General features: G+C 60.9%; 24 protein-coding genes and 1 pseudogene. 11 read left to right on the top strand and 14 right to left on the bottom strand.

The annotated features are described in order from the left end of the window. Positions 1-230: 230 nt before the first annotated feature. The 4 genes from NKI79_RS27250 to NKI79_RS27235 all read right to left on the bottom strand — a co-directional run bounded on the left by NKI79_RS27250 (position 231) and on the right by NKI79_RS27235 (position 3,260). Entirely contained in the window at positions 231-1,397 is a 1,167-nt protein-coding gene (locus NKI79_RS27250; protein WP_023677857.1) for a glycoside hydrolase family 1 protein, read from the bottom strand. 206 nt (positions 1,398-1,603) lie between these two features. After that, entirely contained in the window at positions 1,604-2,128 is a 525-nt protein-coding gene (locus NKI79_RS27245) for a YciE/YciF ferroxidase family protein (protein WP_352566851.1), read from the bottom strand. Between the two features lie 752 nt (positions 2,129-2,880). Beyond that, the gene (locus NKI79_RS33345; protein ID WP_502909865.1) at positions 2,881-2,982 is read right to left on the bottom strand and encodes a pyocin activator PrtN family protein; all 102 of its coding nucleotides are present in this window, start codon (positions 2,980-2,982) and stop codon (positions 2,881-2,883) included. A 23-nt stretch (positions 2,983-3,005) separates the two neighbouring features. Further along, positions 3,006-3,260, bottom strand: a complete 255-nt coding sequence (locus NKI79_RS27235; RefSeq protein ID WP_352805949.1) for a hypothetical protein — start codon at positions 3,258-3,260, stop codon at positions 3,006-3,008. A gap of 654 nt (positions 3,261-3,914) precedes the next feature. On the opposite strand from NKI79_RS27235, the pseudogene NKI79_RS27230 reads away from it, so the two are divergent. Then, positions 3,915-4,424 (top strand): annotated as a pseudogene (locus tag NKI79_RS27230) (ferritin-like domain-containing protein). Positions 4,425-5,249: 825 nt separating this feature from the next. Here NKI79_RS27230 and NKI79_RS27225 read toward each other — a convergent pair. The 6 genes from NKI79_RS27225 to NKI79_RS27200 form a co-directional block, all read right to left on the bottom strand. Continuing rightward, a complete protein-coding gene (locus NKI79_RS27225) occupies positions 5,250-6,020 on the bottom strand; it encodes a hypothetical protein (RefSeq protein ID WP_352805947.1) in 771 nt (256 codons plus the stop codon). Continuing rightward, entirely contained in the window at positions 6,017-6,895 is an 879-nt protein-coding gene (locus NKI79_RS27220; RefSeq protein WP_352643330.1) for a hypothetical protein, read from the bottom strand. The genes NKI79_RS27225 and NKI79_RS27220 overlap by 4 nt, the downstream gene beginning before the upstream one ends. Then, positions 6,892-7,287 carry a phage holin family protein gene (locus NKI79_RS27215; protein WP_352594613.1) on the bottom strand — a complete coding sequence of 132 codons (396 nt, stop codon included), beginning with the start codon at positions 7,285-7,287 and terminating at the stop codon, positions 6,892-6,894. Before NKI79_RS27215 ends, NKI79_RS27220 begins: the two co-directional genes overlap by 4 nt. Before the next feature lie 4 nt (positions 7,288-7,291). Continuing rightward, complete coding sequence (locus NKI79_RS27210) at positions 7,292-7,639, bottom strand: hypothetical protein (protein ID WP_352805945.1); 348 nt, start codon at positions 7,637-7,639, stop codon at positions 7,292-7,294. Between the two features lie 351 nt (positions 7,640-7,990). After that, on the bottom strand, positions 7,991-8,407 hold the full coding sequence (locus NKI79_RS27205; protein ID WP_352594609.1) for a transposase: 417 nt from the start codon (positions 8,405-8,407) through the stop codon (positions 7,991-7,993). Between the two features lie 98 nt (positions 8,408-8,505). Then, the gene (locus tag NKI79_RS27200; protein WP_352594607.1) at positions 8,506-9,555 is read right to left on the bottom strand and encodes a YihY/virulence factor BrkB family protein; all 1,050 of its coding nucleotides are present in this window, start codon (positions 9,553-9,555) and stop codon (positions 8,506-8,508) included. A gap of 250 nt (positions 9,556-9,805) precedes the next feature. Between NKI79_RS27200 and NKI79_RS27195 the strand changes: the two genes are divergently transcribed. After that, positions 9,806-10,663, top strand: a complete 858-nt coding sequence (locus NKI79_RS27195) for an alpha/beta fold hydrolase (RefSeq protein ID WP_352805943.1) — start codon at positions 9,806-9,808, stop codon at positions 10,661-10,663. Positions 10,664-11,516: 853 nt separating this feature from the next. Here the strand turns inward: NKI79_RS27195 and NKI79_RS27190 are convergent. The 3 genes from NKI79_RS27190 to NKI79_RS27180 form a co-directional block, all read right to left on the bottom strand. Then, positions 11,517-11,801, bottom strand: a complete 285-nt coding sequence (locus NKI79_RS27190) for a DUF982 domain-containing protein (RefSeq protein ID WP_023680323.1) — start codon at positions 11,799-11,801, stop codon at positions 11,517-11,519. Positions 11,802-12,109: 308 nt separating this feature from the next. After that, entirely contained in the window at positions 12,110-12,322 is a 213-nt protein-coding gene (locus tag NKI79_RS33340; RefSeq protein WP_502895030.1) for a hypothetical protein, read from the bottom strand. A 1,367-nt stretch (positions 12,323-13,689) separates the two neighbouring features. After that, the gene (locus NKI79_RS27180; RefSeq protein WP_352805941.1) at positions 13,690-14,043 is read right to left on the bottom strand and encodes a hypothetical protein; all 354 of its coding nucleotides are present in this window, start codon (positions 14,041-14,043) and stop codon (positions 13,690-13,692) included. Positions 14,044-14,219: 176 nt separating this feature from the next. Here NKI79_RS27180 and NKI79_RS27175 point away from each other — a divergent pair, with 176 nt between their 5' ends. After that, the gene (locus NKI79_RS27175; protein ID WP_352805939.1) at positions 14,220-14,465 is read left to right on the top strand and encodes a hypothetical protein; all 246 of its coding nucleotides are present in this window, start codon (positions 14,220-14,222) and stop codon (positions 14,463-14,465) included. Positions 14,466-15,011: 546 nt separating this feature from the next. Here the strand turns inward: NKI79_RS27175 and NKI79_RS27170 are convergent. Continuing rightward, entirely contained in the window at positions 15,012-15,482 is a 471-nt protein-coding gene (locus NKI79_RS27170; RefSeq protein ID WP_352805936.1) for a KTSC domain-containing protein, read from the bottom strand. 20 nt (positions 15,483-15,502) lie between these two features. Here NKI79_RS27170 and NKI79_RS27165 point away from each other — a divergent pair, with 20 nt between their 5' ends. The 8 genes from NKI79_RS27165 (at position 15,503) to trbJ (ending at position 23,987) form a co-directional block, all read left to right on the top strand. Then, entirely contained in the window at positions 15,503-15,736 is a 234-nt protein-coding gene (locus tag NKI79_RS27165) for a hypothetical protein (protein WP_352805934.1), read from the top strand. Positions 15,737-16,702: 966 nt separating this feature from the next. After that, positions 16,703-18,730, top strand: coding sequence for a conjugal transfer protein TraG (locus tag NKI79_RS27155; protein ID WP_352805931.1), 2,028 nt, complete (start codon positions 16,703-16,705; stop codon positions 18,728-18,730). Between the two features lie 120 nt (positions 18,731-18,850). Further along, positions 18,851-19,264 carry a CopG family transcriptional regulator gene (locus tag NKI79_RS27150; RefSeq protein ID WP_352547797.1) on the top strand — a complete coding sequence of 138 codons (414 nt, stop codon included), beginning with the start codon at positions 18,851-18,853 and terminating at the stop codon, positions 19,262-19,264. Then, positions 19,261-20,229: a P-type conjugative transfer ATPase TrbB gene (gene trbB, locus NKI79_RS27145; protein ID WP_352805929.1), complete on the top strand. Its 969-nt coding sequence runs from the start codon at positions 19,261-19,263 to the stop codon at positions 20,227-20,229. The genes NKI79_RS27150 and trbB overlap by 4 nt, the downstream gene beginning before the upstream one ends. A gap of 11 nt (positions 20,230-20,240) precedes the next feature. Continuing rightward, positions 20,241-20,549 (top strand): TrbC/VirB2 family type IV secretion system protein, encoded by a 309-nt coding sequence (locus NKI79_RS27140; protein WP_352805926.1) that lies wholly within the window; start codon positions 20,241-20,243, stop codon positions 20,547-20,549. Next, positions 20,549-20,821 (top strand): VirB3 family type IV secretion system protein, encoded by a 273-nt coding sequence (locus tag NKI79_RS27135; RefSeq protein WP_352571685.1) that lies wholly within the window; start codon positions 20,549-20,551, stop codon positions 20,819-20,821. Before NKI79_RS27140 ends, NKI79_RS27135 begins: the two co-directional genes overlap by 1 nt. After that, positions 20,815-23,265 carry a conjugal transfer protein TrbE gene (gene trbE, locus NKI79_RS27130; RefSeq protein WP_352805924.1) on the top strand — a complete coding sequence of 817 codons (2,451 nt, stop codon included), beginning with the start codon at positions 20,815-20,817 and terminating at the stop codon, positions 23,263-23,265. Before NKI79_RS27135 ends, trbE begins: the two co-directional genes overlap by 7 nt. Then, positions 23,262-23,987 carry a P-type conjugative transfer protein TrbJ gene (gene trbJ / locus NKI79_RS27125; RefSeq protein WP_023718720.1) on the top strand — a complete coding sequence of 242 codons (726 nt, stop codon included), beginning with the start codon at positions 23,262-23,264 and terminating at the stop codon, positions 23,985-23,987. The genes trbE and trbJ overlap by 4 nt, the downstream gene beginning before the upstream one ends. The last annotated feature ends 2 nt before the right edge of the window (positions 23,988-23,989 follow it).

Here is a 23,989-nt window from a genome sequence, read left to right as displayed (position 1 = left end):
CCAGGCATTGGCTACGTTCGGGCGCATTCAGACACGCCTGCCAGCAAACGGGATGCTCGTCACGCCGACGCAGCGCGAGGCGGCCGAGTGAATGATGCGCCGGCCTGACCGGCGTCGGGCGACCCACGGCCAAAGAGACCAACGATGTTTCTCGGCTTCTCGGCGAACAGCTCTAGATATGCTGTGCTGTTGATGCAGCTGAAAAGCGCGCACTGTTCGTATCAGCGAGGCTATAGCGCGCTTGCTTGTTGTTCCTCAAACGCCAAGAACGATTGGCGCTGGCGCTCCAACTCGTCCGCAAGTGGCTTGCGAACAGTGCGCGAGCCGTCCGCATGAATGGTGGAGAACAAGCCGACTTCGGCGTGGCGCGAATTGTCCCAACCTGGGTAGGCCGTCACCGGGTACAGGCATATACCCTGAACAGGTGCACCGAGGCTCGTCGCATCGCGCACTTCGTCGCAAACGTAGTGAAGCCAGGCTGGCCGGCCTGAACCTTCGGCGCCGGTCTCGGCGATGAACATCGGCTTCTTGTATCGTTCGGCGACCTCGACCAGCAATTCCGAAAGTGCACGGTATTCGTGGTGCCCCATCGGTATCGTTGGGCCATTCAAGTACCATTGGTTGTGCGGATAGAAGTTGAGGCCGATGACGTCCACAACGTCCTCGCTGCCGCCCAACTCCGGTTCCACGCGCCCGATCAGCATGTCATACGCCTCGAATTGGCCCTGGCGAGCATTTTCGGCGCGCCGCCGCTCGGGGTGAGTACGGTCACGAGGAGCAATATGGATCAGCGGTTCAGCCCAGATGAACCTGCAGCCGGGTTCGGCCTCCCGCATGGCCCTCACGCCGGCGACCGCTGCCCTGACAAGGTGTCGTTTGAACCATCCACGCTTGTTCGGCCCGACGCGGGGGAAATAGCCGACCTCCACAGCCCATGCAAAAAACGAAATCTCGTTGATCGGGCACACCAGGGGAGCCACCCCGGTAGCGGAGCGATGAACCCGAACAGCTTCCGCGGCGAAACGGACGTAGGCCTTGATAAACCCCGGGCCACCTTGGTCGATATGGTCTGGCGAGCCATAGTGGAAGATATCCCAGATAATCTGCACCCCGGCCGCCTGGGCTGCTTCGATCGCCGACGTCCAACTCGACCAGTCGAAGACTCCGGGCGCTGTTTCAATCAGGTGCCAGCGCAAGCCGTCGCGGATCGTGCGAAGCCCAAGCTCGGCACAACGGCGATAGTCGGCATGTGCATGGATGTCATGTGAGGTCGCGCGGATCAGATCAAGACGGGCCCCGTCGGCGCGCCTGTGGGAGGAACACTCGAAACCAGCCATGAAAAAGCTGTCGAACCCGGAAGAGCCTGCCGTGGGCCGACGAGCGGTATCCTCGTTCATACCAACATCCTGTCGCCCAAGGCGTGGGCAAGTAATCGCATTCGCAGTCCCCCATTGTCAGTTCCGGTGGCCTAGTCGAAACCGGTCGGCCACCACCACGTCGACGGCTCGGCGGCTGCGGTGTACACGTGTGCCTGGATTGGCGAATACAACCAAGCTCCAATCCCGTCTGCCGGGGGCCGCGGTCGCGTCGATTCGATCCGAAGTTATGCGGCCTGTTGCATCGCCCGTTCGTTGACGCCTGTTTCGCCTAGTCGGGTGAGCGCCTCATCGGTTGCTTTTTCTTCCTTGAGCGTCTGTTCGAGTAGCGGGACGGCGTCTTTCAAGCCAAGTAACCCGGCCCATGTGACAAGAGTCCCGTAGCGCGCTATTTCATAATGTTCGACGGACTGGGCTGCAGCCACGAGACCCGCGTCCAATGCCGGAGCCTCCTCGAATTCCTCCAAAATCTCCTGTCCTTCTTCGATGATGCCGTCGATCGCCGGGCACGTTTTCCCTTGGGCTCTCCTGCCAAAGGCGTCGAAAACTTGCTGCAGACGCTCGATCTGACCTTCCGTCTCGTCACGATGTTTTTCGAACGCCGCCTTCAACTCTTCGGACTCCGCGCCCTTTGCCATTTTCCGGAGCGCCGTCAGAATCTTGCGTTCGGCGTAGTAGATGTCTTTCAGACCATCATAGAAAAGGTCTTCCAAGCCCTTGGAGCTGCCCTGAGAGCTTTTTTTCGTCGCCATTGTCATCTCCTCTTTCATTTCTATCGACGCATGCATGGCTCTAACTGGACCAGTCTCTTGTTGTTCCTTCGGCGACGGCACACCGGCAGCCAACAGCGAGCGACGGTCGGGTTGACCGCTGATTTCAGTCCGCCGCGCCAGCAGCGGCTTGAGCATCTCGGCTGCGCTCCATTGCGGAAGTTCCGGAATGAGGATCGTCTGCCTGAAGGGTTTCCGCTGTCATCGAGTCCTTGCGGCCGCATTTTTCGCAACGGACCTTTGCCCGCACCTGATCAAGGTTCCGATCTCTTCTCGGAGTTCGAGAGGGTTGGAGAAGCGCTTAATGTGCCCGCAGGTAACGCGAGCCACCTGCCGGCACCAAGGTCGAGGCGCAGATCGCGATCGCGCGCATAATGATGGGCGCCGGCCGGCCGCTCTGACCTTGGCGACCCTCAGGCTGTTGACACCATGTCCAATAGCTTCGAACTCAGCTTACGACCCCATTAGAAGACAGCACATCTCGAAAGGTTCGTTTTGCGGGTCCATCGTGCAGTCCTCCATCGCTTTTCTGCCATTTCGACACGAACGGGAATTCGGAGTTGGCGGGTTCCCGCGAGCCGTCGGCGTATTTCGGGGTAGGGGGGCACGAATGGCGGACGGGAGGTAGCATCCTGCAGTCATCTAGAGACTGCTGAACTCCAAGCGCAAAGGAGCCATGGGAGCGCTAGCTACGTCGGAAGGCGCGCACTTCAGACAGTGCCATTTTGCGCCGCTTATCGAGGTATGAAGCTAGGTCGCTGGAGATGAACGCCTTTGGCACTCTTCTGGCTTCTTTCTGCTCGGGTTAGCGGAAGCTCAATTTCTCCAATGCTCACTTTGCGTAAGAACTTGGTGAGCGTCAGGTGGGAAAAATAATCCTTGCACACGATCTTGTGGTGCCGCTGGTGGTGGTCGTGTCGGTGCCCTGATCGCCGGACATGTTGGTCCCGCTGCTCGTCGTGCCGGTGCCCTGATCCGTCGTGCTGGGCATGGTTGTCGTGGTCGAGGTTCCGCTCGTTGAGGTTCCGCTCGAAGTTCCGCTCGTCGTCTGGGCAAAGGAAAGCCCCGCCGACACCGCCAGCACGGCCGAAGCCAAAAGGATACGTTTCGTCATCTTTCTCCTGTCTGAATGCGCGGGATGCCGCCTGGCAAATTGAACAGGCAGACAGAAGGAGTGTTCCCCGATGAAGTTCAACTTTTGTAACTCTGGTCGTAGGTCAGCCTTAGGATGGCCGGCGTATATTAGAAACCTCATGACGGCGGCTCGATTCGAAAACCAATCAACGAGCGGAGAGGCCGTCGCGTTCCTTGTGACTGCGGTGGTGCGGTGAGGCACAAGGCTCAATGCGGAGCGCCAGCCGCCGCGATCAGCGCCTCGTCGACAATCCACTTCAGCTTCGCCGAGCGCTGGTAGCTTCATCTGCTTGCCGTTGTTACTTGCCAGGAACGACATGCAGCGGTCGAGTATGCCATGCGCGGCACTTCAACATGTCGCCGTATGTCGCCGCGTCGGATGGCCAGGAAGCGGGCCAATGCTAGTTGGACTTTATAATGGAGCGGCGCAGCGGCGAGCGTCCACGGGCCGTTTTCCTTGCGCCGATCTTCCGCGATCTTGGCCTTTCCCACGCATCGCTGCAGGATTTTCGCGAGATGAATTGAGACCCGCCATGACGCTGATCTCTGCGACGGTCAAGGCCCGTTCGGCGGGCTCTACTCCGGAACAATGTCCTCTTCTGAAAGTTTCCTTAGATCGCAAAGGAGATTCGAAATGTCAGAAAGCCGCGAATGGTTTGTCCAATGGCTTAGAGATGCTCATGCCATGGAAGAGCAGGCCGAAACGATGTTGAACGGGCAGTTGGGTCGCATTGAGAACTATCCCGAGCTGAGCGACTGAATCCGACAGCACCTCGACGAAACGAAGCAGCAGGCTGCCCGGCTGAAGACTTGTCTCGATCAGATGGACGAGGGTTCATCCACGATGAAGGACGCTGGCGGTAAGCTGACGGCGATGGCGCAATCGCTGAGCGGCGTCTTCGCTGGAGACGAGGTGATGAAAGGATCGCTCGCGAGCTACACGTTCGAGCATATGGAAATCGCCTCCTACACGATCCTGATTGCCGCTGCTCGATCGCTCGGCGAAACGGAGGTTCTTCGGGCTTGCGAAGAGAATCTGCGAGAGGAAGTCGCGATGGCGGATTGGCTGAAAACCCGTCTTCCCTCGACGACCGAGCAGTTCCTTGCGCGGGCCGAAGCGGACAGCGACAGCGCCAAGCGGTGATCGGGTAGGAACGTAGTGATCGTGAACTGGGTGATCGGGATTCGTCCGCTAGCGCGTCCCCTTCGTGAGCGCTGGGCAACGAACACGCCTAGCAGGCGGTCGTCGAGCTGCGCATTTCGAGAAAATTGCAACGACGAGCGATGCTAATATTGCGGCGTCGTCGAAGCGTTCGCCTGCGCAAGCCTGGTCAAATACACATTGGCAATAGCCAGATCGGAAGGGCTAGCGCAGCGCTCGGCGAGATCAAGCTCGAGTGGGCGTGTTAAAACGTTGGAAACGAGGTCGCGATAGCGGAATGCCCGAGAACACTCGTCCCTGATGACTGAGCAGTTGCGTGCGCGGGCACCGGCAGCGCCAAGCCGGATCCGAGAAAGTTCGTCCTGACAGGGGACAGAGCGCGCCAGCGACGCGGGCAGAGGTTCCTGTCAGCCCAGCCCAGCGAGGGAACTTACAATGGAAAACTGGCGTTAATATCGCGCAATGCGGGAGCGTGCAGATGTTTTTGCTCGCAAAAGATACAATTAAACTGCCAATTCTTGCGCTCACGTTATAGCGTCGGCAGCACTTGCATCGTTTTCGGGGTGAAATTCCGCTTCAGCCGGTCGCTGGCGGTTTCGCTGAGGGCCATGACCGACCGGCCGACGATCATCATGCTCGAAGGGCTTGACCCCTTTGTCCGATCTTCTCCGCCGTGCGCATCGTCATCGCGCCGTCCGTGGTTCCAGAATATGCAACCCGATGGCTGAACTCGTCGGGACTCGATAAATGTGAGCGCGGCATCATACTTTGCCTTCAGGACGACTGTTTCTCTGCAATGACCTCTGTCTACGCCCTTCCAGTTCGGTCGGTGTCCATCTGCTCATTCCGACGTCGTTGATAGGCAAAGCCGACAGCCGCGGCGACTGCCAAACCTGCTGCCGCCAGAAGGAGTTTGTCCTCGGTATGCTCATCGCCCGATGCGTCTTGAACAGCTAACGAAGCTTCATCGAAGGGTGCGGATGCTCTTGCGGCAGTCTCGCCCTCGTGCGGCCCAACGCCGCTATGGCGGATACCCGCAGCTAGACGTTCTGTCTTCTCTTTAACAGTTTCCTTGGCCACGCCGGTCAACTCGGCAGCTTCGCGTTTTATTTTACCAGCCGTTTCAAGAGCGAAATCACTGACGCTTTCCGCCAAATCACTAGATTGCTCCTTCAGGCGCTCCTTGGCGTACGATAGGTGATCCACCTGCTGCTCGCCGGGTGGCCGGGCTGAATTGGTCCGCAATAAGCTGAACAATCCCGCTCCGACAAGTGCGGTTGCGATCGGCGGACGGCGGAGGAAACGCCACCCCAAACCGGCCCCAATCGCCAAAGCAGCGCTCGGATTGGCAGCCGCCTTTGCCTTGACATCGTCAATAATCGCCTGCGCCACCGATTGCATTGAGGCTCTTGCTTTCTCCACCAGCGCATCCTTTGCCTCAAGCGCTTCGTGTTTCAAATCGTCGGTAAACTCGGAGAGCATGTTTGGCGACCGAAGTGTCGACAAATCCTCCGCGAGCTTAGCCCGGGCAGCCTCAACTTCGTATTCAAGATGCTCAAGTTGCGGATCGGCCATCATAAATCTCTCTTGCCACCGGGGCGGGCAGGTTTGCTCGACCGAGGGTTGTCCGACCGCTGCGATTTGGCCGTTATTCCTTCCGAAGGGGTGGCGCTGCCCGGTTGCAGCTTGGCGGTGGATGGACCGCTCGATCCACTTGGGCTTGGCGAAGACGGCTGCACGGGTTCACTTGATTGCTCTTCTGATAAGGCACTCCCAAAGGCGCCCGCAACGTCCCTTGCGACCTCCTTGAGGCCGTCCGAATTCAGCCCACGTTCCTCGGCTGCGCTCTTGAGCCGTTCGCCCGCCTTTGCTGTCGACGACTTCAATCGGTCCCCAGCTTTTTCAGCAGCATCCGTCAATCGCTCTCCTACTGGGCCGAGCGTGCGCCTCTCGACATCGCTGGCCGGTAAAGCAGCAGCTATAGCGGCACCGGCTGCGAAGCCGGCCAGGACAAAAGCCAATGGTTGTTCTTCCACCATGCGGCCAATCGTGTCCTGGAACGTTGATTGGGCTTGCTGCACCACGCGCCCTGACTTCTCGGATACGGTGCGACCGGCCTGTTCTGCGTATGCCGCGGCCGATGATGCGTAGTGACTTGCGGTTTCACTCACCTTCTCCCCAATGCCGGCTAAATTGTCGCGCATGGCCTCTGCTGTCTCGCTAGCCTCTTCCTGCGTTTTTGACGCCCCGCCGCTGGCGGTGCGTACGTGCGGAGCATTTTGGCGCCCGTTGGTTCCACGGGATTGCTCGCGATGCCCGGCACTTGAACCGCGGCTGCGCATTAGCAGCGCGCACCCTGCTGCGACGAGCAGAAGGCCTTCGGGATTGTTCCTAGCGGAGCTGAGAAGCCATTCTTTCGTTCCAAAATCCTGGACCTGTGAATTGCGGCTCATGTTAGTTGCTCCTTGGTTGTCGCAATATCCTGCTTTATCTGGCTTATGGAGTGTGTCGGCAGAAGTTCTTTTTGCGCATCAGCGCGGCCCCTATAGTAGGCGAAAGCAGCGGCAGCCGCCGTTGCGGCCGCGACGATCAGACACGACCAGTGCAGAGCTATCCCTAAGCTCGCGATTCCAAGTACGAGGGCTTGCATTAGAAGCAGAGCGGCGACCACTCCCAGCGCGCCAGCAGCAGACATCCACACACCTGCTTGGAGCTTCGTTGAGACGTTGGCGGACAGCTCCGCATGCGCCAGGCGCAACTCTTTCTGAAAGAGGTCCGCGACGTCCGCCAACACTGCCGACAGTGCTTGAGGGAGAGGCGAATTCTTCAGTTGTTCCTGTGCCATCAGATCAGTTCGCTCCCTGCCGCCTTTCCTTGATGGATTCTGGAGCGGGAGGCGCGCTCTTCAGTGTGCGGAATGTCAAAAAACCCGCTACGGCGGCCAGCCCAAACACCAAACCCGGCTTGCGCCTGGCCAAATCGGACGCTGCAAGAACCAGTTGATCGACGGATCTGTCTCGCAGGTCGTCTGCGTATCCATCAAGCCTATTCGCGAAGGTGCGCACGACCCCAGCGACTATCGGTGCATTTGTGTCGAGGTCCTCGGCCGCACGTTTGGTCGAGCTCGCCAGCTGGCCCATCACCTCGGCGCCGCTGCCGACCTGACGGTCCAACATCTCCTTCACCTGATTGGTCACGGTCGACGCGCCACCAGCGGCCGCCCGTTTGGCGGTTCCCGCTGCCCCTTGTGCTATGTCCGACGCTTTGGATAACGCGCCGCTTACGGTCGCTCCTATGTCTTCCGAGGTACCGTCACCAGCTCTTACCGCAGTCGGGGGACGCCGTTCAGAATTCCGGTTGTTCATGGTTTCCTCCATTCGAGGAGCAAACGGAGGTAAGGCCCGTTGGTTCCCAATGAGCGACTGGCTGGGGTGTCCAAGTTGCATTTTCCAACTCGGTGCGCGCATCGCGTGCCTTTGCATTCGGAATGACGAGTAGCTTGCGGGCGAGCGCAATGCGAATCACCATCTTTTCCTTTCCTGCCTGCTTCAACTCTGATGGAAGGCGCCGGGGTGGGGACCATATCTGGCGACGGTGAGCGCGACGAGGGAGAGGCTGGAGCGCGGACCTTCACGGCCGCCGCGCACCGGTCTTCGACCGCTGCGCCTGCCGCTGTCACTGGCGATCGGCGCCAAGCCTACCAGTTTGGCGATGGCCTTATTGGAAAGGGTGCCAATCTCGGGCAACTCGGCCATCAGGAGTATCGGGCGACACCCTTGACCGAACGGAAGACCTAATCGAGACAGGCCCACAGCGGGTCGTCGTCGATTAGCGAGGCGATCTCGCCCTTCAAGTCGGCGGCTCTGACGCTTGAGCAGAACAATGACCTCGTCGAGGCTGGCGAGGGGTTCGGCATCGGCGACGGCGCTTTTGCGTTGCTTCTGGATGGTGAGATCGCCAGTCACCTGGGCAAGCCGGGCGATCAGCGCCTTGAGCCGTTCTGGCCACGCTCCGCGGCGTTGGTTACAGCCGCTTGACGATGGCGTGCAAAGTGATCTGCGCGCTACGCGTTGCGCTCGTCAAAACGCGACTGCTGGTCGGCGGCATCGGCCGATCCGCCCAGCGTGTCGGCGACCGTGGCACCTCGCGCACCCATCGGCTGCTGCGCACCTGTGGTGGTGTCCATCGCTGTCTGATGCTCCATCTCTGAATTTAGCTCCGCACCTACAACCAGGATAATCACAGAAATCCAAGTCCACATCATCAAGCCGATGACTGCCCCAAGGGCTCCATACGTCGCGTTGTAGTTGGCGAAGTTTTCAAGATAGTAGGAGAATCCTATCGAGACTGCGATCCAGACCACAGCCGCGAGGAAGGCGCCCCATGTCGCCCATTTCCACTTTGCCCTTTCACGGCTGGGCCCGTAGCGGTAAATCAGCGTGGTCCCGACGCCAACCATGATGAGCATCATCGGCCACCGAAGGATCCGCACAAGGGCTTCGATCCAGCCGCCGAGGTTCAGCAGCGCAAGCACGGCCGGCACAATCCCCACCGAGACGATAAAGCCGATGCCAATGAGGATGGCGCCAAGTGTGAAGCCCAAGGCCAGGAGATTCAGGTGGATGAAGCCGCGCTTTTCTCTCTCCTCGTAGGCGATGTTCATGGCTTCGAATAGCGTCTTTATGCCGTTACTGGCGCTCCACAGTGTGACGGCAAGGCCGAAGATGAAGCCGAAGCTGAGCGCGCCAGTCTTCTGAGCGGCTAAGGACGCAAGCTGAGATCTGATGATATCCAGACCTCCCGAGGGCAGTACGCCGCCAAGGAACGCAACGTGCTCAGCGATGGTCTGAGGATCGGCGACGAAACCGTAGATGGACACGAAGGCGGCAAGCGCTGGAAAGAGGGCAAGAAGCAGATAGAATGCGGCCCCGGCCGCGATAAGCATAACACGGTCCTCTGTGAGCTCAGCGAAGACCCGCCACAGCACGTCCTTCCAGCCGCGGCCAGGAATCTCTGACGGCCATTCGGCATTGCGTCCGCGGCCCTCCGGGTCGGGCGGCCGCTCAAGTTGCACTTTACCTTCGTAAGGGTCCTCGGTTGTTTTCTTCGACATGGCCGCCGGTCCGGAGCACCTTCGTCGCGGGGAAACGTATAATAGCGCCAAAGGATGCAGGTGCAGACCTGCGCTTGCAAAATAACATCCCGGCTGCAGAAACACTGGCGTCATCCCACTTGGACCTTCGGCTCCCATGCCCATCTGCCGGGGGGATGCGACGGCTGAGCGTGCATGTTGTCGGGACGACGCAGCCTGATCTAAATCCTCATTGCGCTGGATCACTTTAACGACACCCACGTTACCAGCCATGATCTCACTCGCGCCTGAACATCAGTTCGTCAACGCCGGAAGCATTCGGCTTCATGTCGTTCAGGCCGGGCCTGCCGAGGGTAAGCCGGTCATGCTCCTGCACGGCTTCCCGGACTTCTGGATCGGCTGGAGACGGCAGATCGGTACGCTCGCTTCCGCCGGATATCGGGTCATCGTTCCCGACCAGAGGGGCTACAACACCAGCGACAAGCCAGAGGGCATCCGCGAGTACACCCTCCCCAAGCTCCTCGGCGATGTCGTCGCCCTGGCCGACGCGCTCGGCATCGGTAGGTTTCACCTCGCCGGCCATGACTGGGGCGGCATCGTCGCTTGGGCCGCCGGGGCAAAGTTGCCTCATCGCCTGGACAAGCTCGTCATCCTGAATGCGCCCCATCCCGAGGTGCTGTTTACCCATGCCCTGCGATCTCCGACGCAGTTTCTGCGGAGCAGCTACGCGGTTTTCTTCCAGAGCCCCTTGCTGCCCGAAGCCGTTTTGGGTGCGCGCCGCTCGGCCTTGCTTGCACGAGCACTCAGGACATCCAGCCGGGAAGGCGCCTTCGAAGAAGAGGAGATTGCAGAATATCGGCAGGCTTGGGAGCGGCCGGGGGCGCTGACCAACATGCTCAACTGGTATCGCGCCTTGCGCTTTCGCCCGAGCCTGAAGGAGCGGATCACGACGCCCACTCTTGTTATGTGGGGGATGCAGGACCAGGCTCTGGAATCCGGGCTGGCCAAGCGCAGTCTCGCCCTTTGCGACGATGGCCGCCTGCAGACTTTCGAGCAGGGGACGCATTGGGTTCAACGCGAAGAGAGCAACGAGGTGAATGCGGCGCTTCTGGCGTTCCTGGAGGGCTGAGGAACTCAAAAATGGATAGAAACTGGGGGCAGCGTCAGATGGAGCCGGAGGAGGCCTGCAGGGCATTCCTGGCTGCTGCAAAAGAGGAGGGGACATTACAACTAGCTAAGTTGGATTGCGGTATAAGGTTCTATTGTCTCCGACCAACACCGCGCTTTGCGGAGCCCGCCGCCAGCAAGGAGCCGCGACGGACCCCCGCCACAGCGGCTGCACATCCGAAGAACGACCGCTGCAACCTCTAAACCCGCGAGGGGCCTACATCGCTCCCCTATCCGCGCCTACAGCTGGGTTGGTCAACGGGCTCTTCCCGCCTAAGTTCCCCCTCATGGCACTCCACTGGTTATCCCCTCCGGTCTACGTCAGGGCCAACCGACCTGGGCTCACCTACGGGGTGAGCCACGTCAAGGGAGCCGCCGAGGAACATGAAGTGGCCGAAGAGGGGACCGAAGTGGAAGCTGGCGATCCAGTCCTGCGCCGACGCATTTTAGGGGCGGCTGACCCCGGTGGAGGTCCGTCAGGCCTTCGAGGCTGCTGCCAAAGAGGCCAAAGACGTTCCTTCCTGCTGATTAGCCATCGAGAACGATGCAGAGTGCCCCTCTTTGCGAATGCCGACGCCGGCACAGTCCCGGTTATCTTCGGTTCTCGTGCCGACCTGGCTGAACCATCTGACGGCCACCACCAGATTAGTTGCCACCGCCGCGACTTGGGTCCTGGCTGTCCCGGACGCGAAGCCAGGGCCTTCTCACGTCCAGGCTAATAGCCCGTTTTGAGGCGTTTCGGCTGCCGCGGGAGAAGGCAGTATTTCGGGCTTCAAGTGGGGCGGCTCTTCAGTGTTAGCGAGGCCGGCATGACCTCACATCAGATCTTCAACCATCCGCGCAATTTTCCCCAGACCTGCGGTGGTCCCTCTTGTTCTAAGGAGTCCCTGTTCAGCCGCCGCCGCCTTGAAGGCCTCGAGCGCAGCTTGCTGGCTGCAATGCCCGGCGAGGGACTCCTCGACCATTCGGATCGCGTTGAGCCGCCCCGGCTTTCCCATTCTAGGCCATGGTTGCTGAAGCACCTTCATTGCGTCGGCTATGGACGCGACCACCGTCAGGTTGCGATTGAGGCAGATTGTAATTGGACTGAAGGCCCTCATTCATGTCGCTCCCCACGATTGAACGCAGCTAAACGCGAAGACAAGGGCAGTGGTTGCATGAATGTGGATTACCGCGAATTCAAAGAACCGCTGGCCGATTCGATTGAGGCTGAGCTGGCTCTCCTTGGGCCCGGCACTTTGCCTAGCCGGACCATCCTCTCGTCGTACAACAGGACCCGGCCGGCAAAAAGCATCTGTGCACCGTCCGACGCCGCGAACTATTTTTCGAGCTCGTCACGCCGCTTGCCCGACGGCTTCTCAAGCACACCGCGACGAATTCGACGGCTGTGAGGGAGGAGATGAAAAGATTATGGTCGTTTCGTTGGGCCGTCCTTTAGAGCAGGGGCTCCGAGGCGGTTTGTATCGAGCAGATGTCGCATCAGATCTTGACCTGGAGATCGGCTCCGGCAGCGGGATCGGCGCAGCGCGGCAAGGATGCCACGTTCCTTCGGCGGCTCACCGGCGATGGTCTGGCTGACGGCCCCGCGAAGGCGCGAAGCATCGAGGCCTTCTTCTGCCAGTCGGGCGAGCCAACTTTCTTTGGCTGGGAGGCCGGTGCAGTGCTTCGGCTCGGAACTGTTGACACATGCGCCAGACTGGCAGACCGGAAGCGGCGGCGTGCCCTGACGTCATGGAGACTAGCCTCGCTTCCGAAGCCGCAGATTGTGATCTCGTTGGCTATGCAGAGCATCCAGCCGTCGTTTTGATCCGTTTCCGTCATCCAGAGCCAGCGACCATCCATGATCCGTCTCAACCGCTTAAAAGCCGGTCTTGCCCCGCCGCGACTGTGTGGAAATCACCCATGTTTCAAAGTCGGAATGCTGGACGAACTCGCCAAGGAACTGGAGCGACGCAAGCACTGCTTCGTTCGCTACGCCGACGACTGCCCTCTATGTTTGCAGCGAGCGTGCGGGCGCACGGGTGATGGCCAGCGTCGAACACTTCCTCGACAGGCGTCTGAAGCTGAGGGTCAAGATACGGAAGAGCGCGGGTCAGCTTAGGAGAGGAGCGTTTCATAGTCTGGTGGGGCCTAATTCGCCTCGTAGTCCTAGTGGTCACCTATCGGCGCTCACCGGTCCCCTGAAGCGCCGGATAAACGCTCCGCTCACTGACCCCCAGTTCCTTTGGCTATCGCTGTTCTGGTCATGCCCTCGGCATCCAACTTCACGATCTTGTCGCGCTTCCCCATCGCTGCTGGCTTCCGGCCTGGGTACTTGGTCTTGTCGCCTTTGGCGGCATCGATCCCGATCCGTTGGCGCTCCAGCATGACGCTACGCTAAAGGCCATCCGCCAGTATCTGGCGCCCTTGTACAAGTGGCGGCAGGCCGAGATCGTGGCGGCGGCCGAGCCGCTGATGCCTGGCCCCCAGGCCTTTATGCGCATCATCAGCCGGCGCGATCAGGCCAGACCTTTGATACGCCTGTTCGTGGCCTCCACGCTCATATCGGCGCAGCGGGCGCTCGACATCACTAGAGCTCATTGGCAAGCAGCCCGCCGATATACACTGGCCGTGTCCAGGCGTGGGCGGGGCCTTTCCGCTTGGGTATTAGGGTGCGGCCTGCCCGATCGGCCGTCCCTCGATCGACCCTGAGTTGCTGATCCGCATGCGGATCGTCGGCAGCTCGTCCTCGACTCGATGCGCGAAGTCGTCGACGCCGTGCGCACCGGGAAGACAAGCCTGGAGCTGTAGCGGCCTCGCCTGTCCCGCCCCGGTGTCGTCGCTTCGCTGGCGCTAACGGTGAGACCGCATAGATCTGGTCCAGTATTTTCAGCATCAGAACGTTGAGCTGGCGGGAACTTGCTCGCCTGCCGAGTTGAGTTCAGGCGGTGGTCGGGGGAGATCAGCCAGCCACACGCTGGTGATTCCCAACCTGAGCCGATGTGCCAATCAGCAACCTTCACCGGTCTTTTTCACCTGGCCCGGCGCGGCGGTGTTGGCTGTCGTGTCCTGCTGACCAGGCGCCGCCTGCTGAGCGCTGCCAGTCTGCTGGCCGGGCGCGCAGTCTCTGGCCGAGTTCGGATTTGTGGTGCCGCTGGTGGTGGTCGTGTCGGTGCCCTGATCGCCGGACATGTTGGTCCCGCTGCTCGTCGTGCCGGTGCCCTGATCCGTCGTGCTGGGCATGGTTGTGGTGGTCGAGGTGCCGCTCGTCGAGGTTCCGCTCGAAGTTCCGCTCGTCGTCTGGGCAAAGGAAAGCCCGGCCGACACCGCCAGCACGGCCGAAGCCAAAAGGATGCGTTTCATCTTCTTTCTCCTGTCTGAATGCGCGGGATGCGCCTGGCAAATTGAACAGGCAGACAGAAGGAGTGTTCCCCGGTGAAGTTCAACTTTTGTAACTCTGGTCGTAGGTCAGCCTTAGGATGGCCGGCGTATATTAGAAGCCTCTTGAAGAAGACACTGCCCGCACCAGAATCCATGGCATGGCTCGGAGAATAGGCATTGGTGACCAGGTGGCGATTACGGCCAGGGTTCTGACGCGGGTAACAGAGGACCGCGTAAGGGTCTCGATCCCAGGTTACGACTTCCCACATTCCATCATCGACCACACCAAGGTGAACCGAGGCCAGCAAATCGATCTGAAAGGAGAGGTCAGGCGCATCGACGAGAACGCTGTGATGATCGACCTCGGGCCATTGGTCACGGTAACCGTGAGAAGGTCCGGCTAATGGAGAAGTATCGGCCACCAAAACGACGAAAGGCACTTGTCGTGCGCCGGATTAGAACCGACAACATCGCGACAGGTTATGAGGGCAGGCCGCATGACGGGCCGGTAGAGGACGAGTCGAAGCACTTTGTCTGCTGCCCAGTCTGCGGCCAAACGTTCGACGCGCGCGATCTTGGACAGGTGTTCCACCACGCTGAGCCGCAACACGAGCCGCTTCCGGTCGAGCAATAGTCCAGCTAGTTGAGCTCCGGCGGCAGACCGACGTTGAGACCCTTCAGCGCGCCACCGACGTACGTTGGATGAGAAAAGGGTGCTGCGTGCACCGCGCCTTCCCCGCGCGCCGATGCTTCAGCTGGACCGCAAAAAAGTCCCGCCGCACTGCCAGAACGGCGGGACCGATCAAACGCTTTGCACCAGGCGGGGGGATGCGGGGGGTTGGGCTTGCCAAGTGAGCGCGGACCGTAACCAACCCTAAGCGCAACAGCGGCAACGCGTCCACCAACCGCCGGTTGGAGCGACAGGACGATTGAGCCGCCGGCAGGTCAGGTCATCCCGGGTCGCTATTGCTCGCAACCAGACGGTAGCGGAAATTATTGCGGATGTGGTCGTTGAAATAGCGGCCCTTGGCGAAGGCGGCCCGGAACGCGGCAAAGGTTTCCGGCGGTACCCCCTCAAACTCGTACCGCTTGCCGCTGGCGACGAACCACACCGAGAGGGTCCTTCTATCCAGATCATATTCCATCTTGCGGATCGAAGTAGATGGCATGAGCACCACAGGCCGAGGCCCGCGCCCTTGCGGGGAGCGCGGGCCGATCGGGATACCGATCTGCAGCAATACCTGGAGGGGAGGAATGGCTGCGTGCACCGAACTTGCGCGGCGGTCCCGTGTTCCAACCAGGATACACAAAAAGCTAGCCGCACCTTTCGGCATCATGCGGACGTTGGATTTCTGAGAAAGCGGGAGCGTCAATACCAACTTCTGGCGATGGAATTTTCCCGTGAGATAGGCAAGCTCCACGGCGAAAGGAGTGCCCCGCCATGGCCGTCCTCGCCTATAACCTTGCCAATGACATCAAAAGATCGTGGAGGGTCGTCTTCATGCCGGACGAACTGCATCTGTATGTGGAATTCAGCCAGCCAGACGCCGACACAAACCCGGCTGATTGGATGAGCGTTGATGATTTCCTTGCATGTCGGCCGAAAGGCGCACTCCACGAGCGAGCGCGCGACAGCTTGGTTTCGCTCATTTGCAAGGCGCTGACAGGGCGATGAGACACGGCAAACCCGCACCGAGATCGAGTGCGAGCGCCGCGAGTGGGCCTAGGGCCCCACAAGCCAGTGCCACCCCGCCGCCGGCAAACCGCGGCGGGCGAGTGCCTCGGGGACACGATGGTAGATTGCTAATGCGTTCGCGCGTGTGGCCTTAAGTCGCAAACTATTGGCTTCAGAAGCAGGGCGTAGGGCTTCATTGATGGTGCTACCAACACCATATGGTGACCCATAGCCCTCCAAAACGAGAGAAGCTCGTCCCGACGGGTCGCACTGCGGCCGTCAGCTGGTAATTGCTACGAACTAGGAAACCATCATGCCTGAAAATATCAGACCAACTTCGAGAGACGTCCCCCTCATTCAGCTAGGCCTCTATCAGTGCCGCTTCCCGGTGAGCGAAGACGCTTCTGTACCTGGCGGTTATCGTTTTTGTGCTGGGCCAACTTCGCCGGATCGCGTCTACTGCGATCACCACCACAACATTGTGACCGCCGTGGACCCTCGTCGAGCCCGTTCGGGTCTTCACCTCGCTCAACGACGCGCCGCGTAAGCCTGACTGGCGGCGGCCTCCCGGCCAGGCGCTATGCGCTCCAAGGCCTTGGCTACGACCTTGCCGTCGGCTCGGTCTGGCCCATCCTGCCTTATGCCGTCTTCGCCGATGTATCCCCGTCGCCCGATTGAGAACGACGACTTCTCGCCGAGCCCTTCAGCTCGCTAATCGCACAAACGCGTCGGCTCCAAAGGTTTGTCTGTCAGCACATCTTCAATGTGCCCGCGCCTGAAGCCCCAACATCTTCTGCGACCAAACCGCGTACCTGGCGATCGGTTGCTGCGGCGGATTTTTGCTGTTCGCAGCTGAACAATGCCTATCAACCTTGTCATCGCACCTAGTCGCACGTAGCGGCCGTTCGAATTCTCATCGCTCGGCGCGATGTTTGGTCCGTCTGGCCAGAAGAGCGGAGCAAGCCATTGACACCCACGAAGTTGCTGATTGGGCAGATCGCTGTCGTATTCGCAATTGTCATTCTTGGCGTGTGGATTGCAACCCAATGGTGCGCCCACATGCTCTCCTATCAGCCGCCACTCGGCGCGCCATGGTTTGTGACAGTCGGCTGGCCGATCTACCAGCCGTGGAAACTGTTCGAATGGTGGTTCCAATTTGACGCCTATGCGCCTGAAGTCTTCGACAAGGCTGGCATACTTGCCGGAGCCAGCGGGTTCCTGGGCTGTGCCGCCGCGATAGCTGGGTCCCTCTGGCGCGCACGGCAGCGGGGGTTGGTCACCACCTATGGGTCCTCACGATGGGCCATGAAGCTGGAAATCGAGAAGGCGGGGCTGTTTCAGCCGGCCGGCGTTTTCCTTGGCGGACTGAATTATCGCTATCTGCGCCATGACGGACCAGAACACGTCATGGCCTTTGCGCCGACACGTTCGGGCAAGGGCGTCGGACTCGTTGTTCCAACCCTTCTTTCCTGGACCGGCTCGGCCGTCATTCACGACATCAAAGGCGAGAACTGGCAGCTGACCTCTGGCTGGAGGTCGAAGTTCTCGCACTGTCTCTTGTTCAATCCGACCGATCCGAGATCGGCGCGGTACAACCCGCTGCTGGAAGTGCGCAAAGGTCCAGATGAGGTCCGCGACGTTCAGAACATCGCCGACATTCTCGTCGATCCGGAAGGCGCGCTGGAGCGGCGGAACCATTGGGAGAAGACCAGTCATTCACTCCTAGTTGGCGCCATCTTGCACGTGCTCTACGCCGAAGAGGAAAAGACACTCGCCCGTGTTGCCACCTTCCTGTCGGACCCGCAACGCTCATTCGCTGCGACACTGCAGCGGATGATGACCACAAACCACCTCGGCACGGTGGACAAGCCCCAGGTCCATCCGGTCGTGGCCTCGGCGGCTCGTGAGGTGCTGAACAAGTCAGAGAACGAGCGCTCAGGCGTTCTCTCGACCGCCATGTCGTTTCTCGGGCTCTATCGTGATCCAACGGTGGCCGCGGCAACATCGGCCTGCGACTGGCGCATTGCCGACCTTGTGGATGCCGAGCGACCGATGTCGCTGTATCTGGTCGTGCCGCCGTCGGATATCTCGCGCACTAAGCCCCTGGTGCGATTGGTGCTCAATCAAATCGGCCGGCGGCTGACCGAGCGCCTGGAGGGCGATCCAAAGAAGAGCCGCAAGCATCAGCTCCTGATGATGCTGGATGAATTTCCGGCGCTCGGTCGGCTCGACTTCTTCGAGACTGCGCTCGCCTTCATGGCAGGCTACGGCATCCGCGCTTATCTGATAGCGCAATCGTTGAACCAAATCTCCAAGGCCTATGGCGAGAACAACGCCATTCTCGACAATTGCCATGTGCGGATTGCCTTTTCCTCAAATGACGAGCGCACGGCCAAACGCATCTCGGACGCGCTCGGTACCGCGACGGAACTCAGATCGATGCGCAACTATGCCGGCCATCGGTTGGCGCCCTGGTTGTCCCACGTCATGGTAAGCCGCCAAGAGACCGCTCGCCCCCTGCTGACGCCGGGTGAGGTGATGCAGTTGCCGCAGGCTGACGAACTAATCCTGGTTTCGGGATTGCCGCCGATTCGCGCCAAGAAGTTGCGTTATTACCAGGATCCGAATTTCACGGAGCGAGTGCTGCCTTCGCCGGTGCTGCGCGACGGTGCCTACGCGGATCGGCCCACGTCGCGCCCGGACGATTGGAGCGGACAGGTGCGCGGCGTGGATCGGCGTCTTGCTGGCGATGACGACAGTGCCGGCGCGGCAATCGAAGACGGAGGTGTCCAGCAGCAGCGCCATCCGGGCCTGCGCGAAGAACGGACCCTCGTCGTCCAGGAGCCTGATCATGGCGATCTGTTCACGCCCGCAGACGATGACTGCGAGACGCTCGCCGACAAGCGCGTCATGGATCGGATTTCCACCGCAGCACGTGCGTACGGCCTCAATGAGGGAATGGGCGACGACAAGGACATCGTGCCCGGCTTCTGAACGGCGCGCCATACGCGGGCGCATCTCAGCGTAGATAACGGCCGTAAGCGATTTCGAGGATCTCGACGATGCTCGTTCCCGTCGCCGGTGCATCAGCGCCGGTCAGAGGGAACGAGCAGCATGAAGCCCCACCGCATTCGTCACCAGTTTTTGCTTGAACCCGAGTTGAGCCAGAAGCTGGAGAACCTCAGCCGCAATCCATCGACCACCAAATCGGCCATTGTGGCGCACGCGGTCGAGACCTTTATCGAGCGGCGTGGGGAGAATGAACTCGACCAGCGCTACGGCAAGAGGCTCGACCGTCTTTCCCGCGACCTCGGACATGTCAGGCGCGATGTCGAGATGATCCTGGAGAGCCTGGCGCTCTTCATCCGCTTTTCGATCACGCTTCATGCTCACACGCCGGTGCCGGACAGGGCCACGCAAGCGATTGCCCAGGAGCGCTTCGACAAATTCGTCGAACAGGTCGGCCGCCAAATCGCTTCCGGGAAACGGTCACTTGGCACCGACGATCGCAGGGGAGGGGAAGGATGAGTTCTCATCCGGAAGCCGACCATCGCCGCCGCGTCATGCTGCGCACCGCCATGGGTCCGGCGATCACCGAAGCCCTTGCCGATCCGACCGTCATTGAGGTGATGGTCAATCCCGACGGTGCGCTGCGGCTCGACCGGTTGGGTGAAGGCCGGGTCGACACCGGCGTGCACATGCATCCTTCTGAGGCCGAACGCATCATCCGCCTGGTCGCCTCCCACGTGCGCGCCGAGGCGCATGCTGACAATCCGATTGTCAGCGCCGAATTGCCATCGGGCGAGCGCTTCGAGGGTCTGCTGCCGCCTGTCGTGCTGGGGCCATGCTTCGCCATCCGAAAGCCTGCGGCGAAACTCTACAAGTTGGCCGACTATGTCGCCGACCGGGTCATGCTGCCGCTGCAGGCCGATGCGCTGAAGAAGGCGGTCCGCGAGCGGCGCAACATCCTGGTCGCCGGCGGCACGTCGTCGGGCAAGACAACACTTGCCAATGCGCTGCTGGCACAAGTCGCCGATTGCGACGAGCGGGTGATCCTGATCGAGGACACGCGCGAACTGCAATGCGCGGCGAAGGATTGCGTTGCCTTGAGGACGAGGCGGGGGTCGGTCACGCTCGCCGATCTCGTGCGCTCGACCCTGCGGCTCAGACCCGACCGCATCATCGTGGGCAAAGTCAGGGGCGCGGAAGCCCTGGACATGCTGAAGGCATGGAACACCGGGCATCCCGGCGGCATCGCGACGGTTCACGCCAATTCGGCGCGCTCCGCTCTCTACCGTATCGAGCAGCTCGCCCAGGAAGCCGTCGTCACCGTTCCCCGCCGCCTCATCGCTGATGCGGTAGATCTGATCGTCTTCATCGCTGGGCGCGGATCCTCGCGCCGCATTGACGCGATCGCTGAGGTCACCGGTCTCGACAGCAGCGGTGATTACACCGTCACCCCGCTCACGCTTCCGCAACTCCAGCAGTTTTGAAAGGTCACCTCATGCTCAAGAAGCTTCGCTTCCTTTCGTCCATCGCGCTCGCGTTTCTTCTCACCCTCCCGGCCCACGCAGCGGGCTCCGGCATGCCTTGGGAACAGCCGCTGCAGCAGATCCTTGAGTCGGTGCAGGGACCGGTCGCCAAGATCGTCGCGGTGATCATCATCATCACCACCGGCCTGACCCTTGCTTTCGGTGACACGGCAGGCGGTTTTCGCCGGCTGATCCAGATTGTCTTCGGCCTGTCGATCGCCTTCGCGGCATCGAGCTTCTTTCTCTCCTTCTTCTCCTTCGGCGGCGGGGCACTCGTCTGATGGCCACCGGAGAGCAGCATGTCGAGGGTTTCGAAGTCCCCGTTCACAGGGCATTGACTGAGCCGATCCTGCTGGGCGGCGCGCCGCGAGCGGTGGCGATCCTCAACGGCACGGTGGCCGCGGCAATAGGCCTTGGCCTGCAGCAGTGGATCGCCGGACTGGCGCTCTGGATCGCCGGCCACACCCTCGCGGTCTTTGCCGCTCGCCGCGATCCGGACTTCGCCAGCGTGCTTGTCCGTCATCTTCGCCTGAAGGGGTGGCTTGCATGCTGAACCTTTCGGAGTATCGCGGCAAAGCCGATCGGCTTGCCGACCATCTGCCCTGGGCCGCTTTGGTCGCGCCCGGCATCGTGCTCAATAAAGACAGTAGCTTCCAGCGAACCTTCCGGTTCCGTGGCCCCGACCTTGAAAGCGCGACCGAAGCCGAGTTGGTCGGCATCTGCGCACGAGCCAACAATGCGCTACGAAGGTTGGGCTCCGGATGGGGGTTGTTTTTCGAGGCCGAGCGCGTTGAAGCGCTGGGCTATCCGAGCTCGGCTTTTCCCGATGCTGCCTCATGGCTGGTCGATGAGGAAAGGCGCGCGGCCTTCGAGGGCAAGGTCGCGCACTTCGAGAGTCGCTATCATCTGACCTTGGTCTTCATGCCGGCGCCAGATGGCCAGGCGCGGGCGGAAAGCGCACTGGTCGACTCGCATCACTCGGGAGGGGCTAGAGACTGGCGCCAGGAGCTGGCGTGGTTTCGCGACGAGACCGACCGCGTCCTGGATTTGCTGTCCGGCTTCACGCCGGAAGTGCGCGCCCTCAATGATGCCGAGACGCTAACCTATCTGCACGGCACAATCTCGACCTACCGCCATCCGGTCGCCATGCCGGAAACGCCAATGTATCTCGACGGTGTTCTGGTTGACGCGCCGCTTACCGGCGGCCTGGAGCCGATGCTGGGTGAGCAGCATCTGTGCACCCTCACCATTCTTGGTTTCCCTAACGTCACCCGGCCAGGGATCCTCGACGCGCTCAACCATCAGGATTTCGCCTACCGCTGGATGACGCGCTTCATCCCGCTCGACAAGACGGAAGCCACAAAGACACTGACCCGGTTGCGCCGTCAGTGGTTTGCCAAGCGCAAATCGGTCGCAGCCATCCTGCGCGAGGTCGTGACCAACGAACCCGTCCCTCTCGTCGATAGTGACGCCGACAACAAGGCGCTCGATGCGGATGCCGCCCTTCAGGCATTGGGCGGCGATCACGTCGGCTTCGGCTATCTCACCACAACGGTGACGGTATGGGACCAGGACCGGCAGGCCGCCGCGGAAAAGCTCCGAGCGGTTGAGCGCATAGTCAATGGGCTCGGCTTCACCACGATCCGTGAAAGCATCAATGCGGTCGAGGCGTGGCTCGGCTCGTTGCCCGGTCATGTCTACGCTAACGTTCGCCAGCCGCTCGTTCACACGCTGAATCTTGCCCATGTCATGCCGCTGTCGTCGGCGTGGGCCGGTCCGGTGGATAACGAGCATCTCGCCAACGTGACTGGGACCGAATCCCCGCCGCTTCTCTTCGCAGAGACCAACGGGTCGACACCGTTTCGGCTTTCCACCCACGTTGGCGATGTCGGCCACATGCTGGTCGTTGGGCCGACCGGTGCCGGCAAGTCGGTTCTGCTTGCGCTAGTCGCTCTGCAGTTTCGACGCTATGCCGGGGCACAGGTCTATGTCTTCGACAAGGGCAATTCGGCTCGTGCGGCAACACTGGCCATGGGCGGAGAACACCACGCGCTGGGCGCGGATGGTGCGCTTGCCTTCCAGCCACTGAGCAATATCGGCGACCAGGCTACTCGCAGCTGGGCGGCGGAATGGATCGCCGGCCTCGTTGCCCATGAGAATGTCACCGTTACGCCGGAGGTAAAGGAGGCGATCTGGTCGGCACTGATCAGCCTTGCCACTGCGCCGGTGCAGGAACGCACGCTGACGGGCTTGTCGGTTCTGCTTCAGTCCAATGGGCTCAAGGCCGCGTTGATGCCCTACACGCTCGACGGTCCCTTCGGCCGGCTGCTCGATGCCGATGAAGATCGGCTGGCTTTGTCGGATGTGCAGTGTTTCGAGACCGAAGAGCTGATGCACAGCCAAGGCGCTGTGCTCCCGGTGCTCACCTATCTGTTCCATCGACTCGAGGAGCGGTTCGACGGACGGCCGACGCTGCTGATGCTCGACGAGGCGTGGGTCTATCTCGACAACCCTCTCTTTGCCGCCCGCATCCGTGAATGGCTGAAGGTGCTGCGAAAGAAGAACGTGTCGGTGATCTTTGCCACGCAGTCGCTTGCCGACATCGCTGGCTCTTCCATCGCGCCGGCGATCATCGAGAGCTGCCCACAGCGCATTTTTCTCCCCAATGACCGTGCCGTGGAACCGCAGGCGCGGGTGGCTTATGAGCGATTTGGTCTGAACGAGCGGCAGATCGAATTGGTCGCCCGTGCCACACCGAAGCGCCAGTATTATGTGCAGTCGCGCCGCGGCAACCGCCTCTTCGAGCTCGGGCTCGGCCCGATCGCTCTTGCGCTCTGCGGCGCCTCTGATCCGGCCACGCAAGCTTTGATCGACAGCGTCCTGTCAGAGCACGGGCAGGACAGCTTTGCCTCCCGGTTCCTGAGTGCGCGCGGCCTCGATTGGGCTGCCGAGCTTCTCCAGCAATTCCCTCAACCAGACAAGGAGCAATCGTCATGATGCGGCGCCGCCTTCTCACCAGCCTGATCACCGTTTCCCTAATCGCAAAACCGATGGCCGACTACGTCCAGCCGGCCCATGCCCTGATCGTGTTCGATCCGTCGAATTATGCGCAGAACGTGCTGACAGCGGCACGTTCCCTGGAGCAGATAAACAACCAGATCCAGTCGCTTCAGAACCAGGCGACGATGCTGCAGAACATGGCGCGCAATCTTCAGCGCTTGGATTTTTCTTCCGTCGGCCAGCTCACAGGTTCGCTCCAACGGATCGACGGCCTGATGACCCAGGCCAGCGGCCTGAGCTTCGATCTCGACAAGCTTCAGAACCAGTGGCGTGTGCAATATCCGGAAAGCTACGACGCCACAATCAAGGTCAGCGATGTGGCGAGCGCCGCGCGCGAGCGCTGGCAAAACGCCATGCAGGCGTTCCGCCAAACCATGAGCGCGCAGTCGCAGATCGTGGAGAACGTGCGGGCCGACGGCGACCTGCTTACCGATCTCGTCAACCGCAGTCAGGGCGCGGCAGGTGCCCTTGAGGCAAGCCAGGCCACCAATCAGCTGATCGCGCTTTCGACCAAGCAGCAGATCCAGATCCAGACGCTGCTCGCGACCCAGTTCCGGGCTGAAGCCGAAGATGCTGCCCGCAAGGCGCAGTCCGAGGAAGCCGCCCGCGAGACGACGAAGCGTTTCCTGGGCACCGGTACGGCCTATCCCGGCAACTGATC

Origin of the sequence: Mesorhizobium sp. M0340 (assembly GCF_040321535.1) — a bacterium.
Taxonomy (GTDB): Bacteria; Pseudomonadota; Alphaproteobacteria; order Rhizobiales; family Rhizobiaceae; genus Mesorhizobium.
This window is presented reverse-complemented; position numbering and strand designations above follow the sequence as displayed.

Excerpts from the sequence above, each read along its gene's own strand:
- NKI79_RS27250 (WP_023677857.1), bottom strand. The coding sequence starts at position 1,397 with ATGAACGAGGATACCGCTCGTCGGCCCACGGCAGGCTCTTCCGGGTTC.
- NKI79_RS27245 (WP_352566851.1), bottom strand. The coding sequence starts at position 2,128 with ATGGCGACGAAAAAAAGCTCTCAGGGCAGCTCCAAGGGCTTGGAAGAC.
- NKI79_RS27235 (WP_352805949.1), bottom strand. The coding sequence starts at position 3,260 with ATGACGAAACGTATCCTTTTGGCTTCGGCCGTGCTGGCGGTGTCGGCG.
- NKI79_RS27225 (WP_352805947.1), bottom strand. The coding sequence starts at position 6,020 with ATGATGGCCGATCCGCAACTTGAGCATCTTGAATACGAAGTTGAGGCT.
- NKI79_RS27220 (WP_352643330.1), bottom strand. The coding sequence starts at position 6,895 with ATGAGCCGCAATTCACAGGTCCAGGATTTTGGAACGAAAGAATGGCTT.
- NKI79_RS27215 (WP_352594613.1), bottom strand. The coding sequence starts at position 7,287 with ATGGCACAGGAACAACTGAAGAATTCGCCTCTCCCTCAAGCACTGTCG.
- NKI79_RS27200 (WP_352594607.1), bottom strand. The coding sequence starts at position 9,555 with ATGTCGAAGAAAACAACCGAGGACCCTTACGAAGGTAAAGTGCAACTT.
- NKI79_RS27195 (WP_352805943.1), top strand. The coding sequence starts at position 9,806 with ATGATCTCACTCGCGCCTGAACATCAGTTCGTCAACGCCGGAAGCATT.
- NKI79_RS27190 (WP_023680323.1), bottom strand. The coding sequence starts at position 11,801 with ATGAGGGCCTTCAGTCCAATTACAATCTGCCTCAATCGCAACCTGACG.
- NKI79_RS27180 (WP_352805941.1), bottom strand. The coding sequence starts at position 14,043 with ATGAAACGCATCCTTTTGGCTTCGGCCGTGCTGGCGGTGTCGGCCGGG.
- NKI79_RS27175 (WP_352805939.1), top strand. The coding sequence starts at position 14,220 with ATGGCTCGGAGAATAGGCATTGGTGACCAGGTGGCGATTACGGCCAGG.
- NKI79_RS27165 (WP_352805934.1), top strand. The coding sequence starts at position 15,503 with ATGGCCGTCCTCGCCTATAACCTTGCCAATGACATCAAAAGATCGTGG.
- NKI79_RS27150 (WP_352547797.1), top strand. The coding sequence starts at position 18,851 with ATGAAGCCCCACCGCATTCGTCACCAGTTTTTGCTTGAACCCGAGTTG.
- trbB (WP_352805929.1), top strand. The coding sequence starts at position 19,261 with ATGAGTTCTCATCCGGAAGCCGACCATCGCCGCCGCGTCATGCTGCGC.
- NKI79_RS27140 (WP_352805926.1), top strand. The coding sequence starts at position 20,241 with ATGCTCAAGAAGCTTCGCTTCCTTTCGTCCATCGCGCTCGCGTTTCTT.
- NKI79_RS27135 (WP_352571685.1), top strand. The coding sequence starts at position 20,549 with ATGGCCACCGGAGAGCAGCATGTCGAGGGTTTCGAAGTCCCCGTTCAC.
- trbE (WP_352805924.1), top strand. The coding sequence starts at position 20,815 with ATGCTGAACCTTTCGGAGTATCGCGGCAAAGCCGATCGGCTTGCCGAC.
- trbJ (WP_023718720.1), top strand. The coding sequence starts at position 23,262 with ATGATGCGGCGCCGCCTTCTCACCAGCCTGATCACCGTTTCCCTAATC.